The organism is Candidatus Binataceae bacterium (assembly GCA_035308025.1).
In the GTDB taxonomy this organism is placed as follows: Bacteria; Desulfobacterota; Binatia; order Binatales; family Binataceae; genus JAJPHI01.
Genome location: DATGHL010000035.1, coordinates 1 through 19049 on the forward strand (window position 1 = coordinate 1; position 19049 = coordinate 19049).

General features: G+C 61.4%; 19 protein-coding genes. 3 read left to right on the top strand and 16 right to left on the bottom strand.

Features of this window, described 5'->3' with window-relative positions:
- The 15 genes from VKS22_11090 to VKS22_11160 all read right to left on the bottom strand — a co-directional run.
- Positions 1–738: AIR synthase related protein (locus tag VKS22_11090; protein ID HLW71152.1), on the bottom strand; the 738-nt coding region annotated here is incomplete at its 3' end.
- The gene (purQ, locus tag VKS22_11095; protein HLW71153.1) at positions 735–1424 is read right to left on the bottom strand and encodes a phosphoribosylformylglycinamidine synthase subunit PurQ; all 690 of its coding nucleotides are present in this window, start codon (positions 1422–1424) and stop codon (positions 735–737) included. The genes VKS22_11090 and purQ, both read right to left, overlap by 4 nt.
- Positions 1424–1666 (bottom strand): phosphoribosylformylglycinamidine synthase subunit PurS, encoded by a 243-nt coding sequence (gene purS, locus VKS22_11100; protein HLW71154.1) that lies wholly within the window; start codon positions 1664–1666, stop codon positions 1424–1426. The genes purQ and purS overlap by 1 nt, the downstream gene beginning before the upstream one ends.
- Positions 1667–2383 carry a phosphoribosylaminoimidazolesuccinocarboxamide synthase gene (gene purC / locus VKS22_11105; protein HLW71155.1) on the bottom strand — a complete coding sequence of 239 codons (717 nt, stop codon included), beginning with the start codon at positions 2381–2383 and terminating at the stop codon, positions 1667–1669.
- Between the two features lie 183 nt (positions 2384–2566).
- Complete coding sequence (gene purB, locus VKS22_11110) at positions 2567–3985, bottom strand: adenylosuccinate lyase (protein ID HLW71156.1); 1419 nt, start codon at positions 3983–3985, stop codon at positions 2567–2569.
- Positions 3986–4036: 51 nt separating this feature from the next.
- The gene (dut, locus tag VKS22_11115) at positions 4037–4483 is read right to left on the bottom strand and encodes a dUTP diphosphatase (GenBank protein ID HLW71157.1); all 447 of its coding nucleotides are present in this window, start codon (positions 4481–4483) and stop codon (positions 4037–4039) included.
- A 117-nt stretch (positions 4484–4600) separates the two neighbouring features.
- Positions 4601–6031, bottom strand: coding sequence for a SpoVR family protein (locus VKS22_11120; protein ID HLW71158.1), 1431 nt, complete (start codon positions 6029–6031; stop codon positions 4601–4603).
- Between the two features lie 18 nt (positions 6032–6049).
- Positions 6050–7273: a sporulation protein YhbH gene (gene yhbH, locus VKS22_11125; GenBank protein ID HLW71159.1), complete on the bottom strand. Its 1224-nt coding sequence runs from the start codon at positions 7271–7273 to the stop codon at positions 6050–6052.
- Between the two features lie 150 nt (positions 7274–7423).
- Positions 7424–9358, bottom strand: a complete 1935-nt coding sequence (locus tag VKS22_11130) for a hypothetical protein (protein HLW71160.1) — start codon at positions 9356–9358, stop codon at positions 7424–7426.
- Positions 9359–9618: 260 nt separating this feature from the next.
- Positions 9619–10500 (bottom strand): MBL fold metallo-hydrolase, encoded by an 882-nt coding sequence (locus VKS22_11135; GenBank protein ID HLW71161.1) that lies wholly within the window; start codon positions 10498–10500, stop codon positions 9619–9621.
- A 32-nt stretch (positions 10501–10532) separates the two neighbouring features.
- Positions 10533–10994: a hypothetical protein gene (locus tag VKS22_11140; protein HLW71162.1), complete on the bottom strand. Its 462-nt coding sequence runs from the start codon at positions 10992–10994 to the stop codon at positions 10533–10535.
- 70 nt (positions 10995–11064) lie between these two features.
- Positions 11065–11418: a glycine zipper domain-containing protein gene (locus VKS22_11145; GenBank protein HLW71163.1), complete on the bottom strand. Its 354-nt coding sequence runs from the start codon at positions 11416–11418 to the stop codon at positions 11065–11067.
- Between the two features lie 103 nt (positions 11419–11521).
- Entirely contained in the window at positions 11522–12145 is a 624-nt protein-coding gene (locus VKS22_11150) for a hypothetical protein (GenBank protein HLW71164.1), read from the bottom strand.
- A gap of 90 nt (positions 12146–12235) precedes the next feature.
- A complete protein-coding gene (locus tag VKS22_11155) occupies positions 12236–14302 on the bottom strand; it encodes a transglycosylase SLT domain-containing protein (GenBank protein HLW71165.1) in 2067 nt (688 codons plus the stop codon).
- Between the two features lie 240 nt (positions 14303–14542).
- Entirely contained in the window at positions 14543–14893 is a 351-nt protein-coding gene (locus VKS22_11160; protein HLW71166.1) for a hypothetical protein, read from the bottom strand.
- 387 nt (positions 14894–15280) lie between these two features.
- Between VKS22_11160 and VKS22_11165 the strand changes: the two genes are divergently transcribed.
- The 3 genes from VKS22_11165 (at position 15281) to VKS22_11175 (ending at position 17155) form a co-directional block, all read left to right on the top strand.
- Positions 15281–15859, top strand: coding sequence for a Maf family protein (locus VKS22_11165; GenBank protein HLW71167.1), 579 nt, complete (start codon positions 15281–15283; stop codon positions 15857–15859).
- On the top strand, positions 15849–16541 hold the full coding sequence (locus tag VKS22_11170) for a YggS family pyridoxal phosphate-dependent enzyme (protein HLW71168.1): 693 nt from the start codon (positions 15849–15851) through the stop codon (positions 16539–16541). The genes VKS22_11165 and VKS22_11170 overlap by 11 nt, the downstream gene beginning before the upstream one ends.
- 272 nt (positions 16542–16813) lie before the next feature.
- Entirely contained in the window at positions 16814–17155 is a 342-nt protein-coding gene (locus VKS22_11175; GenBank protein ID HLW71169.1) for a hypothetical protein, read from the top strand.
- 543 nt (positions 17156–17698) lie between these two features.
- Here the strand turns inward: VKS22_11175 and gmd are convergent.
- On the bottom strand, positions 17699–18715 hold the full coding sequence (gmd, locus tag VKS22_11180) for a GDP-mannose 4,6-dehydratase (GenBank protein ID HLW71170.1): 1017 nt from the start codon (positions 18713–18715) through the stop codon (positions 17699–17701).
- Positions 18716–19049: the final 334 nt, after the last annotated feature.

A 19049-nucleotide genomic window follows, 5' to 3' on the forward strand; every position in this document is an offset into this window, starting at 1 on the left:
TACGGTCGGACGCTTCGATGCGCTCTCCGCATCGAATTCCGCCGACGCCAGCAGGCTGGCGCCATGAATCCCGTCGCGCCCCGTCGCCGATCCGACGTACAAAACCGGGTTGCCGACGCCGCGCGCGCATGCGCTCTGCAATTCGTCCTTGCGCGCGAGTCCGATACAGAACGCGTTGACCAGGATATTCCCGTTGTAACCTTCGTCGAACATCACTTCGCCGGCCACCGTCGGCACGCCCACGCAATTGCCGTAGCCGCCGATTCCGTCCACCACGCCGCTCAGCAGATAGCGCGTGCGCGGATGCTCGAACGATCCGAACTTGAGCGAGTCCATGCTCGCGATCGGCCGCGCCCCCATCGTAAAAATGTCGCGCAGAATCCCGCCCACGCCGGTCGCCGCCCCCTGGTGCGGTTCGACGAACGAAGGATGGTTGTGGCTTTCGATCTTGAACACCGCGACCCAGCCGTCGCCCACATCGATCGCGCCCGCGTTCTCGCCCGGCCCACCAACCACCCGCGGCCCGTGCATCGGCAGGAGCTTGAGATGGCGGCGCGACGACTTGTACGAGCAATGCTCCGACCACATCACCGAGAACACGCCGAGTTCCGTGAACGTCGGCGTGCGCCCGATCAACTTCACGATCGCGGTGTACTCGTCGTCGCTCAGACCGTGGGCGCGCGCCAGCGCGGCGTCAACCGCAGGCTCGCCCGCAAGCGCCGCCGGCCGCTCGCTCATCGCGCGCTCTCGATTATCGAACGGAATATCTTGAGCCCGTCGTCGCCACCCAGCATCTTCTCGACCGCGTGCTCCGGATGCGGCATCAGGCCGAAGACGTTGAAGTGCTCGTTGGCGACACCGGCGATTCCATGCATCGATCCGTTCGGATTGGCCTCGTCGCGCTCGACCCCGTCCGCATCGACGTAGCGGAGCAACACCTGTCCGCGCTCCTCCATCTGCCGCAACTCATCCTCGGGCGCGACGTAGCAGCCCTCGCCATGTTTGATCGGAAGCCGCAGGACTTCGCCCGCGCGCGCCGCCGAGGTGAAGGGCGTATCCGCGTTGTCCACCCGCACCGCCACGCGTTCGCAGATGAACGAGAGCGATCGATTGCGCGTCAACGCGCCCGGCAGCAGATGCGCCTCGCACAGAATCTGGAAGCCGTTGCAAATCCCGATCACGAGGCCGCCGTCGGCGGCGAAGCGCGCGACGCTCTTCATGATCGGTGAGAATCGCGCGATCGCGCCGCAACGCAGGTAATCGCCGTAGCTGAAACCTCCAGGCAGCACCACGCATCCTACGCCGTCCAGGCGTTCGTCCTTATGCCACAACAACGCCGCGTCCTGACCCAGCACCTCCCGCAGCGCGTAAACCGCGTCGTTATCATCGAGCGATCCGGCGAACCGTACGACGCCCCACTTCATCAGCCGTCGACCTCGAAGCGATAATCTTCAATCACCGGGTTGGCCAGCAACTGCTCGCACATCCGCTTGACCGCTTCCCCGGCCGCCGCATGCGTCGGCGCGTCGACTTCGAGCACGATGTAGCGCCCGACCTGCACCCCGTTCACGCCCGCAAAGCCGAGGCTCTTGAGTGAACTCTCGACCGCGCGCCCCTGCGGGTCGAGGACTCCCGCACGCGGCGTGACATAGATGCGCACCCGCACTCAGCCCTCCACCCGCCGCAGCATCTCGTGATAGGCGGCCTCGACATCGCCAAGGTCGCGGCGAAAACGGTCCTTGTCGAGTTTCTTGCGGGTAGCCTTGTCCCAGAAGCGGCAGGTATCGGGACAGATCTCGTCGCCGAGGATAATCTCACCCTTATGGCGTCCGAATTCGAGCTTGAAATCCACCAGGATGATTCCGCGCTCGTCAAGAAAGCGCCGCAATATGTCGTTGACCTTGAGCGCGAGGTCGTGAATGGTCTTGAGTTCGTCGACGGTCGCCCATCCGAACAAAATCGCATGTTCGGGATAGATTAAGGGGTCATCGAGCGGATCGGACTTGTAGTAGTACTCCACGATCGGGAACTTGAGGTCTTCGCCCTCTTCACGGCCCAACCGTTTCGCCATCGATCCCGCCACGATATTGCGCACCACGGTTTCCACCGGCACGATTTGCAACCGCTTGCACAACATCTCGCGCTCGTTCAGCCTGCGCACGAAATGGGTCTTCACGCCGTTGCGCTCAAGCAACCCGAAGAACAACTCCGACATCCGGTTGTTGACTACGCCCTTGTCCTCGATTGTCCCGCGCTTCTTGGCGTTGAAGGCGGTCGCGTCGTCCTTGAAATACGCGATAACGAGGTCCGGGTCGCCGGTCGCATAGAGCTTCTTGGCCTTGCCCTCGTAAAACATTTCGAGTTTTTGCGGAGCATCTTCCACGGGCAACCTCGCAGCGGATGGTTCAGATGCCTTATCTTACTTGCCCGCGACCCCCCGGCCAAACTTCGCGCTCCTGCCGAGCGCTACAGAAATCCACATCCGGGCGGTTTATTCACAAGCCGCGCCGACGCTGTGGGGCTGGAAACCGGCGTAGCGCCGCGCTAGCGGCGCTAGCCGCATCGCTCACTTACCCGGACGCGGCGTAAAGCGAGCCACCAGTTCCTTTGCGAAGCCCAGGTAATTGCGCGGTTCGAGCCCGGCGAAGGCGGCGCGCGCCTCCGCGTCGAGCGGCAGCCCCGCGACGAACTTCGCCAGCGTCTCGCGATTCACCGCGCGCCCGCGCGTCAACTCCTTCAGCCGCTCATACGGCTGCTCGAGATTGTAGCGGCGCATCATGGTCTGGATCGCTTCGGCCACGATCTCCCAGGACTTGTTCTCGTCGAAGTCTGCCGCCAGCCGCGCCGGGTTCAGCTCGAGTTTCTGCAGCCCGCGCTCCAGCGAGTTCAACCCGATCACGATATGGCCGAACGCGTTTCCGATCGCGCGCATCGCCGTACTGTCGCTCAAATCCCGCTGCCAGCGCGCGATCGGCAGTTTCCCCGCCAGATGATCGAGCAGGGCGTTGGCGACGCCGAGATTGCCCTCGCAATTCTCGAAGTCGATCGGATTCACCTTATGCGGCATCACCGACGAGCCGACTTCCCCCGCCGCGATCCGCTGCGTGAAATAGCCCAGCGCCACGTAGCCCCAGACGTCGCGCGCGAAGCCGATCAAGATCGTGTCCACCCTCATCAGGATGTGGAACAGTTCGGCGAGAAAATCGTGACTCTCGATCTGCGTCGTCAGCGGATTCCAGGTGAGCCCCAGACCCTCGACGAAGTTACGCGAATGCGCGATCCAGTCCACCGCCGGATAGGCGAAGCGATGCGCATTGTAGTTGCCGACGGCGCCATTCGCCTTGCCCAGGTATTCCTGCCGGTGCAACTGCGTGAGCTGCCGTTCGACCCGAAAGGCGCAGATCGCGAACTCCTTGCCGAGCGTGGTCGGCGACGCCTCCTGCCCGTGCGTCCGCGCGATCATCGCGGCGTCCTGATAGCCCCGCGCCATCTCGCTCAGTCGTTCGACAATCCGCGCGAGCGTAGGAATCAGATGGGCCTCGTTGAACTCCTTGAGCATCAACGCCCAGGCGAGATTGCTGATGTCTTCAGAGGTGCAGGCGAAATGAATCATCTCGCGCGGGATCTGCGGACCGCCTGCGGCGAGCTTTTCCTTGAGGAAATATTCCAGCGCCTTGACGTCGTGATTGGTCTCCGCTTCGAGCGCCTTGACCCGCCGCGCATCCGCTACTGTGAACTCGGCGGCGAGTGCGCGCAGTTGCTTCTGCGCCTCCGCCCCCAGCGCCGGCATCGCGTCGATCGCCGGGTTTGCGGCCAGCGCGATCAGCCACTCGATCTCGACGCGCAAGCGATAGCGAATCAGCGCATACTCGCTGAAGTAGTCGGAAAGCGCGCGAGTCCGCGCGCGATAACGCCCATCGCTCGGTCCGACCGCCAGCAGCGCGGCCTCTTCTTCGCTGTAATGGTTTTGCGGAGCCCGACTCATGCGCGCCAGTTTAGCAAAAGCCTCACCGTCCGGCCCCTCACCGCCCGGCGATTACCTGCCGGTTTGACCGAAACCGCCGCTCCCCCGCGGAGAAACTTCCAGTTCGTCGACTTCGATTAATTCCGCCCGCGCCACCGGCGCGATAATCAATTGCGCGATCCGCTCGCCCGGCTTGATCACGATCGGCGCCTCGCCGAGGTTGATCAGGATAACTTTGATTTCGCCGCGATAGTCAGCGTCGATCGTGCCGGGGGCGTTGACCAGCGCGAGCCCTTCCGCGAGCGCGCGGCCGCTGCGCGCCCGCACCTGTCCCTCGAAGCCCGCGGGTATCGCGATCGCGATCCCGGTGGGCGCCGCGGCGCGCTCGCCCGGCCCGAGCGTCAGCGGCTCGTCGAGATCGGCGGCCAGATCGAATCCGGCCGCCTGCTCACTTTGATAACGCGGCGCCGCCGGCGAACTCCGCCGCAGCCGCCGGATTTGCACTTTTGGAGTGATCATCGAAAAGTGCGCTCAGCGAAAGCCGCCCAGCATGGCTCGCATCGAACGCCTATTGCGCTATTTCGTCAGACCCACGCGGGTCGTGCAACCATAAAAAGGGGAAAACGAAGGAACGAGCTACTTGAGCGCGCGCATCGAGAAGCCGCGCTCGTTGAAACAGAGCAGCGAACGCTTGCCCTGCAGCGTCGTCTCGAGCACGCATTCGTGCCCCCACAAGCGCTGCACGAAGGCCATGGTCTTCTCCGCATATTCGAGCTGCAGATCGCGGCCGTCGTGATAATGCTTCAGGTAGAGCGTGCGGTTCTGGCCGAAGTCGGCGTCCTCGACCTTGATCACCGGAATCGAGCCCGCGCCGACGTTCTTGATCATCGTCTCCTTGACCTGCTTCCAGCCCTCCGTGTCCGAGACCTTGTCGATCACCAACTCGTCGCCGCGCGCTTCGTACTCGAACATGTCCATCTCGCGCATCAACTCTTCGGTCAAATAGCGCCGCAAAAAGGAGCTGTCGCGCTCAACCTCGCGCGCTTCGAAAATCTTCTCTTTGCCGTTTTTGACCGGCGCGCCGTACTTTTTGATTTCTTCCGCAGTCGGCGTGGTATGGCGCCGGTACAGGTCTTCCCAGATCTTGAAGCCCAGATGGTACGGATTGATCTGCCCCGGAATCGGCCGCAGAACCTGGTTGTGCCGCACTATAAATTCCAGATGCAGCCCCTGCTCGAGCGCGAGCGACTCGACAATCTGCTTGTGCCAGTAGCTCGCCCAGCCCTCGTTCATGATCTTGGTTTCCATCATGGGCAGGAAATATTTCGTCTCCTCGTCCACGATGGTCAGTAGATCTTTTTCCCACCCGGCCAGAAACGGATTGTGATCGCGGATGAAGAGCAGCAGGTCCTCGTCCGGTTCCAGCGGCGTCCGGCGCGTTTCCGCCTCCTTGAACGGCGGCCGCGCATGCACGCGATGAAACGGATCGACCCGCGGCTGCGCCTGTTCCAGCGCGCGTTCGACCTGTTCTTCGCGGTTGAGCTTCTTGATCGCCAGGTTGCGCCGGCACTGCAGCGCCAATGCGTGCGCGGCGTCCAGGATGTGCTCGACCTTGTCCACCCCGATCGAGGGGTCTTCGGCGTAGCGCCGCACGCGCAGCGCGTGCGCTTTGAAAGTTTCGATCGTCAGTTCCGCGCGCGTCGACTTGTAGGTGAAATTATTCTTGAAAAAATCATTGTGGCCATAGACGTGCGCGATCGTGAGAATCTGCAGCAACAACGTGTTGTCGCGCATCAGGTAGGCGATCGCCGGGTTCGAGTTGATCACCATCTCGTACGGCAGCCCGCTCACCCCGTAATCGTAAAGCGTCTTCAGCTTTTCGTACGACTTGCCGTACGACCAATGCGGATAATGCGACGGCATCCCGGAGTACGCCATGTACCCGAGCATCCCGTTGTGGTCGCAGATCTCGAACTCCTGCGGATACCAGGTCAGGCCGAATTCGGCGGCCTTATCCTGGACCCGCTTGTCCCACTCGGCCAATTCGCGGATTTCGTAGTTCGCCATTTATTTCTTTGATGCGAATTATTCTTTGATGCGATCTTTTGACAGAAAAGCCTTGAACGACGGCCAGATGTCTTCCTTGCGCTCGATCAGCACCGCCTGGAAATTCGCAGCTTCGAGCCGGCGGAAAACATTCAGCATCGAGGATTCGTAGTAGCGCGAACCGAGCGGCTTGATCTCGCCATAACCGAACAGATTGCAGACCTCGGTCAGCTCCTTCGCCGTGCGCAGCGCCGCCGGATTATCCGAATCGAAATTGTCGCCGTCCGAACAATGGAACGCGTAGATATTCCACAACGACGGATGATACCGCTCGGCGATTATATCCAGCGCTTTCTGATAGCCCGACGAGATAAACGTGCCGCCGGCCTCGCCCTTGTGGAAGAACTCCTCCTCGGTCACTTCGCTGGCCTCGGTATGATGGCCGATAAACACGATCTCGACGTTGCGATAGCGCGTCGCGATAAACTGGTACAGCATGAAGAAGAAGCTGCGCGCCAGATACTTCTTCATCGTATCCATCGAGCCCGAGGTATCCATCACGCACATCACCACCGCGTTGGAATCCTCGCGCGTGTCGATCTCGAGATGCTTGTAGCGGAGATCGTCCTGATGAAAGGGGAAACGTTGCGCCTGCTCCTCGGTTTGCTCGTCGACTACGCCGTTGGCGGCGTCCTCGGCGGCCTGCAGTTCCCGGCTCCGGCGCGTCGCCATAATCCGCGTCACGCGCTGGCGCGCCGTGCGTCGCTTGTCCAGCCGCACCCGGATGCCGACGTGGCGATAGCCCTTACGCTTGCTCGATTGGTCCGATGGAATTTCGCGCAGCGCCCGCCGCTCGAGGTTCGGCAACTCCAGATCCTCGAACATAATCTCGATCAGCTCTTCGAGCGAAACGTCGGTCTCGTAATAATCGACTCCCGGCTGATCCCCGGCCTTGCCCTCGCCTTTGCCCTGACCCTCGCCGGTCTTGCCGACGACCTGCCCCGGCTGCGCATTGCCGTCCCCGGTGCCGACGCCCGGCGCATTGTCGCCGTAGACGAAGCGGTATTCCTTGATCCCGCGCAGCGGAACCTTGATTACCTTGTCCTTGTTTTTGCCGATGATCGATTCTTCGGCGATGATATCCGCGATATTCTCGCGAATCGATTCGCGAACCTTTTCGCGATGACGCAAGCGGTCGCCCGCAGAACGGTCCGACCGCTCAGCTTCCGACGGACGATACTCGCGAAAAATCGTGTCGCTCATACTTCGTCCCCGCTACCACCAGTCAACATTATACTCTGTCCGACCCAGTGAAACGACGTGCGTTGCACCCCGCGTCCGCGCAAAAAAGCCCCGCGCGGCTACTCCGAACTGGAATGCCGGGCGGGGCCCCTTGGACGCTTTACCGAATGGCTAATCCTTCCACAGATTGTTCGCGGCGTATTTCAGCACGACATCGACGCACGATTCGCAATAGCCGTGCTCGAGCAGGTTCTTGACCATCGAGTTGTACTTGTCGCTCTGCTCTTCATCGCGCGTGCGCGCCTTCGTGATGATCCGCGACATGTCGCGCACCGAGGTCATCAGCTTCTTTTCGATCGCCTCTTTGAGCGGCTCGTAACTCCGATAGCTGACCTTCTCGCCGCGCCGCGAGGACGCCCACAAATACGCGATGACCTCCTGCCGGAAGCCGTCCGCCGCCGAGCCGATGATCGCTATCTGCTCTTCGATCGACTTGAGGAAGCCCTCATCCGGCACGAGCTCTTCTTTGGTATTGCGATCGCGCACCTTGGTCTTGTTGACGAAGGCCTCGGCATGATCGAGGTAGTTCTGGAAGAGCGCTTCGGCCTGCTCCTGGTACGAGAAAACAAACGCCTGCGTGATCTCCTTTTCGAGCAGATCCAGATATTCCTTGTGCAGCGTGTCCTGCAGGAACTCCAGGTACTGCTTGCGCATGTCGTCGGCGAGGTCCGCTTCCTTGACCATCGAGATCAGCGATTCGCGCACATTGATCGGATTTATGCAGTTGCCGGTGACGTTGTCGGACAGCGCGTTGTCGAGCCCCTTCATGATGAAGCGCGTCGAAATGCCGTTCATGCCTTCGCGCTTGGTGTCCTCTTTCAGTTCCTGCACGTCGATCTTCTTGGTGCGCCCCTTCTCGACCACTTCCTCGCCATTGTAAAGCCGCAGCTTGGTCATCAGATCGCACTTCGAGGTCGGCTCGAGCCGCGACAGGATCGCAAACATCGAGGCCAGCTCGAGCGTATGCGGCGCGACGTGCGCGCGGAAATCCGAGTTGCGGATAATCTTCTGATAGATCTTTACTTCTTCCGACAGCCGCAGATTGTACGGCACCTTGACGACCACGATGCGGTCGAGGATCGCTTCGTTGGTATGGTCGGCCTTGAACTTCTGCCACTCGGCCTCGTTCGAGTGCGCGATGATGCAGGTATCGACATAAACCATGCCGTGACGGCCCGGCGCTGGAATCACCTTCTCCTGCGTCGCCGTGATCATCGCGTGCAGATACTCAGTCTCGTTCTTGAACACCTCGATGAACTCGACCATCCCGCGATTGCCGACGTTCAGCGCGCCGTTCAACTCGAGCACCCGCGGATCGCCCTCCGAGTAGCGATCCAGCTTCGAGATGTCCTCCGAGCCGATCAGCACCGAGGTGACCTGATTGTTCGGATCCACCGGCGGCACCACGCCGACGCCGACCCGGTTGCGCTTCGAGAAATTCCGCGTCTCAATCGGAAACTCCTCGTAGCGTAGCTGGAATTCCTCCTTCAGCCGGTAGCGGCACACCGGACACAGATCGCCTTCGATATTCACCCCGAGCATCTTCTCGAACTCGCGCCGCAGATGGCGCGGGATCAGATGCAGCGGCTCTTCATGCATAGGACAGCCCACGATCGCGTAGACCGGCGCCGCTTCTTCCAGCCCGCGATGCACTCGCTCGACCAGCGAGCTCTTGCCCGAGCCCACCGGACCCATCAGGTAGAGCACCTGCCGGCTCTCCTCACCCTTGAGTGAGGCGGAATGGAAATAGCGGACGATCTGCGCGAGCGTGCGCTCGATCCCGAAAAACTCGTCCGCAAAGAAATTGTAAACTTTGATCGGCTCGTCTTTGTACAACCGCTTGGTGCGCGGATCGTCGGTCTCGTGGATATTGCGCGTCCCCGTCGTCATCAACATGTCGTAGATGCGCGCGTGCGACATCTTGGTGACGGTCGGATCCGATTTCACGACTTCAAGATAATCGAGCAGAGTTCCGCTCCATTGCTTCGACTCGCGCTCGGCGCGATCGCGCTGGATTACCTGCTCGAAGGTAAGGGTCTCGGCCATCAGCTGACTCCTTGGTTAAGCGACTGAATTACCAAAAGCCATTCACCGTTTAAGTGAACGCCAGGCAGGCGCAGCAGAGGAAAATTGTTGGACGTGCTGTTCTCAAGCGCATCCTCTGGTCGAGTATAAGTACGGCTGATTAAATGACGCAAGACAAACTTTTTCACCGAGGCCGCGTTATCCACATATTTGGCGACTGGTCTTTGCTTGTCGCTGTCGCGCCGCCCTCATTATTTCGACGCTATCTCAGACCCCATAATTCAGCCTCCGTCGAAAACCTCGCTCACCGCCAGGCTTTCTCCGACTACCAGCCGGCCGCGATCATTTTCGACCCGCGCCGCGAACACGCGCTCATCGTGCGCGAACGATACCCACCAGCGTTCTGCGACGGCGCGCGCAAGATAGAACGCCTTCTGCTCCATCGTGCGCAACGCGTCTAGATCGAACGCCTGATTCCACGGTCCGCGCATATGCGATCGCGTCGGCGCGATATCCGCCAGATGCGCGAAAGCCTCCCCCTGCGAGCGCACGACGGCAATCTGATGATCGCTCGTATGGCCGCCGGTTACCGTCGCGACCACCCCGGGCGTCAGTTCGACGTCGCCGGTCACGCCTTCGAGCAAACCCGCTACCGGCGCGAGGCACTCAGCGACGTGCCGATAGGCCGCGCGCAGCCGCTCGTTGCGCGTCCGCTGCGCGATTTCGATTTCACCCTGCTGCACAAAGATCCGCGCGCGCGGGAAAGCCGGTTCAAACCCGCCCGCCGCGCGCCGCCGCACAATCCCGCCGCAATGATCGAAGTGCAGATGAGACAGCAGCACGTGCGTGATATCGCCCGGCTCCATCCCGAGCATCCTCAACCCATCGATCAGCCAGCCCTCTCCATGAGCGAAGATGCGCCGCTCCACCGCGCCCAGCCGATTGCCGATGCCCGTATCCACCAGGATCGCTTCGCCGCCGCGCATGATCAGCGGACAAGTAAGATTGAGGCGGATACGGTTCTGTTCGTCGGCCGGATGCTCCCGCTGCCACAACTCGCGCGGCACCACCCCGAACATGCAGCCGCCGTCGTTGCGCCAGATACCATCGGAGAGAAAGGCGATAGTGAATTCGCCGACCGTGATTTTCTCAGGCTTCTGCATCGCCGATTGCTATTCCTCTTTTACGTAAGCGATCAGATTCCCGTGAGCCACAAGCCCAGCACCAGCGCCGTCGCGCCCAGAATCACGATGGATCCGTACCAAGGCGCCAGCTCGCGCATTACGAAGGGAGGCTCGGCGTTCGCGTCGTCGTTCAACCCGATCAGCTTGCCGCGGCCGATCACGATCGCCAGCGCCCACGCCATCACAGAGAAAATCAGCAGTTTCGCGGTGACGATGATCACGAACTGTCGCGGCAGCGAGTAGCTGTGCGCGCGTGCCGCAAAAGCCAGGTTGATTATGCCTGTAATCGGAACGATACATGCGCATCCGACGGCGAGTCGGTTAAGTAGCGGAAGTGTGCGGACGGCGAACTCCCGCAACTCCGTAGCCGCACCAGCCAGCGCGAGCGACGCCAAGACGAAGCTGCCGCAAATTCCAATCCAGCCCGCGCCCGCCAGCACATGAAGCCACAGCGCCGCGGTCTTTAGCGACACTTTAGCCCGGCAGTAGCAGTCAAAGCGGCGGGTTCGCGCTGCCGTCGAAGCGTCCGCCGCGGACCCCCGCCTACTCGGTTTCTCCCTGGCTCTGTAGCTGTTGAATCTGGCGGCGCTGATTTTCGATCTCGCTCTGCTGCGACTGGATCTGCGATTGCGTCTGCGTCTGCGCGTTATCCTGATTCTGCATATAATTGCCGACGGCGAAACCGCCCACGCCGCCGATCGCGCCGCCGATCGCCGCTCCCGCCGCCGGTGCGCCGACCGCCGCGCCGATAATCGCGCCCGTGCCCGCGCCGACCAGGGCGCCGATACCCGTGCCCTTCTCGCGCGTGCTCAAAGGCTGCCCCGAGCAGCCGAATATCCCGATCACCATCACCGCCGCAACCAACAGTGTGATGGCCTTTTTTGCCAGCGAATTCATTACGCTTCTCCCCCAGTTTTCTGCGAGTCCAAAGCGAGCTGCGGCGTTATCAGCGCCGCAACTCCTCCCATTGCACAGATTCAATCCCACTACCGCTTTACTCCTACTGCCGCGCCTGAGCTTCGGTTGCCGGCAGACCCGCGATCGACTTGCCGTTCTCATCCGCCAGAGCCAATCCCGGCTTGCCCTTGGCGCCGACGTGAAGTTCAGCCCGGTCGTGCCCTTCTTTATCAAACAAAGCGAGCGCCGGCCTGCCCGTGACATCCACTCCGAGACCGGCGCGCGCCAGCCCAGTATTGGAGTCGTATAGCGTGAGGCTCGCCTCGTTGTTGTCGCCCACCGTCAGGCCCGCGAGCAGCTTGCCGTTGCCGCCATAGACCGTGACGCCGTCGCGGCCGCCCGGCGCGGCGCCGATTAGTACGCGACGCGCTCCACTTTCATCGTAAAAGCCCAACGTCGAAACGCCGTCTTTGGCGACGCGCAATTCCGTCCGATCATGCCCGGCTTCATCGTACATCACGAGATCCGCAAGCCCGCTCTTCGATACTTCGAGCGCCGCCCGCTGCATCCCGCTTTTGTCCGTTAGAACAAACTGTTCCGCCTTGATCGTGTGGACGCCGTGCGCGGCGCTGGCAACCGCAGGCGCCAATTGCATCGCGACGACGCCGCCCAGAAAGCCTCCCCCCAGCGTCAATAGCCCGTAAATCCAACCCTTATTCTTGCCCAACTCAAGCCCTCCTTGTCGCAGGTTTCTCCGTACAGGTTCCCCAAGCTTCCGATCGGCAAAGACTTAAAGCAACTGCGCGCCCAGCCGCGCTTAGCCAGGCGCGGACGCCCTTGGCGGGAATCCAACGGCGCCCGCGGCGGGCGCATAGAGCAACCGGTACTCGCGCTGCCCGCCGATGACCTTTTTCACATATTCGCGAGTTTCGCGGTACTCGATATTTTCCACCCACTGATCGTCGTCACCGGGGTACTTTCTGTTCCACGCCGCCACCGCATGTTCGCCACCGTTGTACGCCGCGACCGCCTTGAACGGATCGCCATCGAACATCTCGAACAGGCCTTTGAGATAAGTCGTGCCGATCCGCACGCTGACATTCGGATCATAAAGGTCCAGCGCCGCCGAACTCAGGCCTGCGGCCGGCGCCCAGTGCTCCGCAGTTGACGGCAACAATTGCATCAGTCCGCGCGCGTCCGAGCTCGAACGCGCCTGCGGGTTGTAGAGGCTCTCCTGCCGAATCAGTGCGGCGACCAGCCACGGGTCGAGTTGACCGCGGCCCGCTTCCCCGCTGATCAGCTCCCAGAAACCACGCGGATAGCGCACCCGCTCGGCCGTGAGGCTCGCGATCTCGCCATCGGCCGCCATCGTGTTCGCCAGTTGAATCGCGTCATACCACGCGCCGACCTCTTGCATTTCCGCCAGGAGGAAGCGGCGCAGCACCAGATTATTGATGTCTGCGATCGCGCGCAATTCGGGCGCTTCGAGTTCGCGCAGCCCCACCTCGCGCAGCGCCGCGATCCGCGTCAGATGGAATTGCGCGGTCCCGCTCGACTCCGGAATCGCCCGCGCCGTCGTGTCAGCGTCGCCCGCGAGCGCCAGGCTCACCGGCTCGAGCCCGACCTTGCGGCTCGCGAGGCTCGGATAGTAGTTGCTCGCGGTGCTGACGGCGAGCGCGCGGTAAATCTGCTCGGCGCCGGTCGCCTCCCCGCGACGTTCCAGCGACCGGGCCAGCCAATAGGCAGCGCCGTCGCGATCCGCCGGCGCTGTCATCGTCCTGCGCGCCGCCGCGAAGCCCGCCGCAGCCGCCGCATAATTGCCCTGCATATACTGCAGGAAGGGCGCGCGAAAACGCGCCAGCTCGGCGGCCTCGCTCGCCGCATACCGCGTGATGATCTGAAGATATTCGCGGCGCGCCGCTTCGAGTTCGGCGTCATCCTCGTAGATGCGTCCGATCTCGTACATCGCCTCCGCCGCTTCATTCCCGGTCGCCAATGCTGCCACACGCTGAAAATAAAGCCGCGCCTGCGCGGTATCGTCGCTCCGCCAATAGGAATGGGCGAGCCGGTTCAGCGCCGCGACGGCGTGAGCTCCCGCCGGCGCGATCGCGAGATAGCGCGTCAGCGCCGCCCGCGCAGCATCTTCGTCGCCGCGCGTCGCTTCGGCGCGCATCCAGAAGAGCTCGATGCGTTCCGCCGCCGACGGTCCCAACGCGAGCGCCGACGTCACCTGCGCCAGCGCTGCGGCGAACTCGCCTTCGCGGATCAGCAGGCCGGCTTCCCCGCGACTATAGGACAGCGGTGGTGCGCCCTCGACCCCCGGATGTTGCGCCAGAACGCCATATGCAAGCGCGCGCGCTGCGCTATCGTTGACGCCGCGCGGATATTTCGCGCGCAGGCGCTGCGCCGCGTCGTAAACAGTCTGAAAGTCGCCCTGCGCCAGAGCCGCTTGAGCCACAAGCAGTCGCGCGTCCTGCTCGTTCGCCGGCGCCTCCGCGCGATCAGCCGCGCTCCGCGCCGCTGCGAGCGCCACCGCCGGCTGCCCCACTTTGAGCTCCATCCGCGCGTATTCGACCTCCGCCGTCTCGGCCAGCACGCTCTCTGGGTAGGCCGTGGCCAGATGACGGTAGCTCGCAGCCGCAGCGGCCCAGTCGTTGCTCGCGGCCTGCGCCGCGCCAAGGTAAAAGAGGGCGTAATCAGCCAGCGCCGGAAGCTGTGTCGCCGCCGGCCGCATCGCCGCGATCGTCGCCGCGAAATCCCGCCGCTGCCACGCGCGATAGCCGTCACGAAACGGCGCCGTTCGAGCTCTAGCCGGGTTCGCGTCGTCCGCCGTCAGTTGCGCGCTGAGGCCAGCCGCTATCAACGCCGCGACGGCAACCGTCACGACCGCAATCCCTCTTGCGCGCCAACTCGGTTTCATAACTCGACGATGCAACGACCATCTTAACCTTTTAGCTAGAAATCTGCGCGACGTCCTCAAAACAAGCGGGGCGGGGTGCTCCGCCCCCCCAGAACTACGGGTGAGTCTCCGTCCCCGTTGTGGTTGCGGTGAACCACTGGAAGACGTGACCTTGCAAATCGCTGCTCAACTCTTGCCCCCCTCCCCTTATTCGTAAACGTACCCCTATTCCGCCGATTTGCCGGTGCCCCCGCTTATCGTGCCGCTCTCGATGAATGAGAAATTAAACGGGAATGCACTGAAATCGACACACACGCTACCGCCGGGGTTAAAGAAGCCAAACAACAGGTCGCCGGTCGTGGAATCTCGAGTGGTGAAACTCCCCCCTACGAAGGCGTATTCGCAGGCGTTCGTCGACGTTACCAACGTGCAGCTCTGGATGCTGTTATTGATCAGGCATCCGCTACCTGCGACTGCAATAACCTCAGTCACCCCTGGTTCGGTAAATGCTCCACTGACGAGGCCACCCGTGGTCGTGCCTGCATCATTACTGTAGTCGGAGAGGTCGGAACACATCGTTACCCCACCCACGGTAGTGCAAGAATCACCGTCGATATCGAGTGGGATGCTGACCGCTCGAGCCCGAGAGAGTCGATGTGAATTTGGCCGTCGTGGCCGCATCTGCTGAATTCTGAGCCCCGGTGAAAAAGGTGAGCATCATTGCCGAGACCACGGCCAGAGTTAATCTAACGCGCATTGAAAACCCTCCTCTTTTATAAGTTTGTTGCTTCTCTGGGCGTCCAGAACCGAACGTCGCCTGGATGGCTAGCATAACTTAATTTCAATTGGAATAGTGATGCTCAGACCGATGAAGAGAATGAAAGGTGGCTGGAGAACAACTAAGAATCCGAGCGATTTGCGGCAAAGTGCGGAACTTCATACTCTTTTGGTACATCCTCGAATATGGCCTCGCCAAAGCTGATACTCGCGTCTGCCTCGCCTCGACGGAAAGATCTGCTGGCGGCCGCCGACGTTGCCTTCGAGATCGTACAGAGCGGCATCGACGAGACCCGCGTCGACCACGAAGCGGCTGAGGCCTATGCCCTCCGGATGGCGTGCGAGAAGGCCCTCTACGTTTCGCGCCGCCGGACCGACGCGTTGGTCCTCGGCGCCGATACGATTGTCGAACTGCACGGTGAAATCCTGCTCAAACCCCTCGATGCTGCCGACGCGCGCCGGATGCTGCTCGCGCTCTCCGCTAACACCCATACCGTTGTGACCGCCTTCGCGATCGCCCGCGCCGGCCGCCTGCTCGAAAGCGCGCCGGTCACTGCCCGCGTCACTTTCCACCACTTGGCGCCATCCGCGATCGACGCCTATGTCGCGACCGGCGAGCCTTTGGACAAGGCCGGCAGCTATGGAATCCAAAGCGGCGGCGCGGACTTTATCGCGACTGTTGCGGGCGCGCGTGACACTGTGATGGGTCTGCCTGTTCTTGAGGTGCTCGCCGCGCTGCGCCGCCAAGGCTTCGATGCTGGCTGACCCCGAAATTCAGGCTCGCCTCGACGAGGTGCGCGGCCGGATCGCCGCGTCCTTGCGGCGCAGTGGGCGTCCGCCCGATTCGTGCCGGCTCGTGCTTGCGACTAAAACCCAACCCGCCGCTGCAATACTGGCGGCCTATGCCGCGGGCGCACGCGACTTTGGCGAGAACTACGTGCGGGAGGCCGCCTTCAAGCGCGCGGAATTGGGCCGCCTCCCCGGCGCCATCTGGCATCTGCTCGGCCATCTGCAAACCAACAAAGCCCGCGCCGCCGTGCAAACCTTCGACGTTATCCAGACTCTCGACAATTCTCGCTTGGCCGCAGCCCTCGCGCGACTTCAGCCCGCGCCGCGGGTCCAAACGCTGATCGAAATCAACCTTGGCGGCGAGACGGCCAAGAGTGGGATTGCGCCGTCCGATGCCGAGGAATTGCTCGACGCCGTTCGCGCGCAGGTCGAAGTCGCGGGCCTGATGACGGTGCCGCCACAGACCGCCGAACCCGCCGCCGCCCGCCGTTATTTCGCGCGCCTGCGCGAGTTGCGCGACGAGTTGGCTGCCTCTTCAGGCCTCGCGCTCAGCGAACTTTCGATGGGCATGACTGACGACTACGAAATCGCGATCGCGGAGGGCGCCACTATAGTCCGCGTCGGCCGCGCCATCTTCGGCCCCCGCCCCCCGGCTTAGGGAATGAAATCCTTTCGCGAACCTCTCCGCGCGTTGGTGCCAAACCAACACGACACTTTTGTCATTCTCGTGCGTGGCTGCCGCGCGAAGAATCGCGGATCACCGCGGACTCCCTCAGACGACATTGGTACTTTTAGTAAGGCCACGTTACTTTGTGTCATTCTGAGCGCAGCGAAGAATCCCGGATCTTTTTATTTAAATTCCCAACCTCCAAGATCTGACGCAAGACGAACCAACGCCCACCGTACACAGTACCTTTGCAGTGCAGACAGATGACAGCCTCATTTCCATTCGGAATTAAAAGGTCTTCATCCTCTAGCCTTGTCGTGCTCGACAAGAGCTTTCTGGACGGTAATAACGCCGCGAGCCTAAGATATTCTACTGAAAAGGGATGGCTCTTCGCTCTGCCCGAAGTGCTGATGTACGAGCACTTTCGGAAAGAAGATAACCGGCGTACCGCAAATATGTTTAAACTTCACGCGATCGAAGACTCCGTGTTCATTCTTCCCGGCATCGGTGAGATGTTTCGAGCGGAGGGCGAGAATCTGAAGCCGGCCACGACGTTCATGCCGGCAAAGCGAATCGCTTTCATTGTTGAGCAGGGACCATCATGAAAATATTTCGAGCTTGATGGAAGCTCACTAAGGTCCGTGGAGGAGCGGACCGCCGACTTAAAAACAGAAATGCATACTCTTGTGGGTGCGTGGAACGAGATACGAGAAATGCCGGATGTGAAGAATGCTAGCCCTAATGAGTTGCCGCAGGTAATTTAAAGAACTATCGGAGAAAGTAAAAGACGACCGCGAGGACATGCACGGATTCTATCGGAATCATCGACATGAGCGGTTTCCCGCCCCGGAAATTATCGATGAAAAATGGTCATATTTCCGTCAGATTCAAGTAATGCTCCTCGCGGGGCTCGATTTTATCAAAAGGTACAGTATTAAAGTCCAGCCAAATGAGGAGACTCTATTCAACGAAATGTTGGACTTAACGTATTTGGTAAATGCCTTGCTCGTTGGAGGATTGGCGAGCCGTGACGCGACCATTCTTAGACGATTTAAGTTCTTGTTGCCATCGGGGACAAGGCTTCGTTGATTTCGCCTTGGTTCTTACAAGCTGCCAGCGGGGAAGTTATCAATAGGGCTTAAAGTTCTTCAGCGGCCGAGGCTGCGCTTTTCGCGCTCCGCCAGTTCGAGATCCGCGTCAACCATCAGCGCGACCAGTTGCTCGAAGCGCACGCGCGGCTCCCATCCGAGCAGCCGGCGGGCCTTGCTCGCGTCGCCTATAAGCACGTCAACCTCGGCGGGCCGCAAATGACGTTCGTCGAACTCGACGTACTTCTGCCAGTCAAGTTCCAACCGTGCGAAGGTCAGTTCGAGGAACTCGCGCACCGAGTGATTCTCGCCCGTCGCCACGACGTAGTCGCTCGGCTCGTCCTGTTGCAGCATCAGCCACATCGCCTCGACGAAATCGCCGGCGAAGCCCCAGTCGCGCCGCGCGTCGAGGTTGCCCAGGCCGAGCTTCTCCTGCAGGCCCAGCTTGATCCGTGTCGCGCTCCGCGTGATTTTGCGCGTGACAAAATTCTCGCCGCGGCGCGGCGATTCGTGGTTGAACAGGATGCCGTTGGCGGCGAACAGCCCGTAGGACTCGCGGTAATTGATCGTCTGCCAATGCGCATAACACTTCGCGCAGGCGTACGGGCTGCGCGGGTAGAACGGCGTGGCCTCGCGCTGCGGATTCTCGACCACCCGGCCGAACATCTCCGACGATCCCGCCTGGTAATAGCGCACCCGCCGTCCATGACGGACATTGTGATCGCGAATCGCCTCCAGGATGCGCAACGCGCCGAGCCCGACCACGTCAGCCGTATATTCCGGCTGATCGAAGGAAATCCGCACGTGCGACTGCGCTGCAAGGTTGTAAACTTCGTCGGGCCGCGTCTGCTCGATGATCCGCCGCACGCCGGTCGCGTCGCCCAGATCGCCATAGTGCAGTTGCAGACCAGCGGCGCCCGCGCCGTAACCGCGCCGCAGATGGTCGATGCGACCCGTCGCGAAGCTCGACGTGCGGCGCACTATGCCATGAACTTCGTAGTCTTTGTTCAGCAGAAATTCGGCAAGATACGAGCCGTCCTGGCCCGTCACTCCGGTGATCAGCGCAACTTTGGCCATGTATAACTTTTATCGGCAAGGCCATGTTGATTCAACTCACGGATTACAGATCGTCCCTCAGCGCGCGACTACCCTGAGTTCTCGCACAGGTCGCGGCTCATCAAACACCTGCCAGATTCAACAGGTGACAATCGTGAACGTTGCGGGCGCCACGCTGGGTAGGGTCGGAGTCCACTTGGGATACATGTTGGGATGGACTTGACCCGCTTTCGTAGACGGTGTTGGGGAGGAAGAGAGAAGGAGTTCCCCGATGCCAAGAACCCATCCGCCATATGCGCCGGAATACCGGCGCCGGATCGTCGAGCTAGCGCGTGCGGGACGTAGCATCGACCAA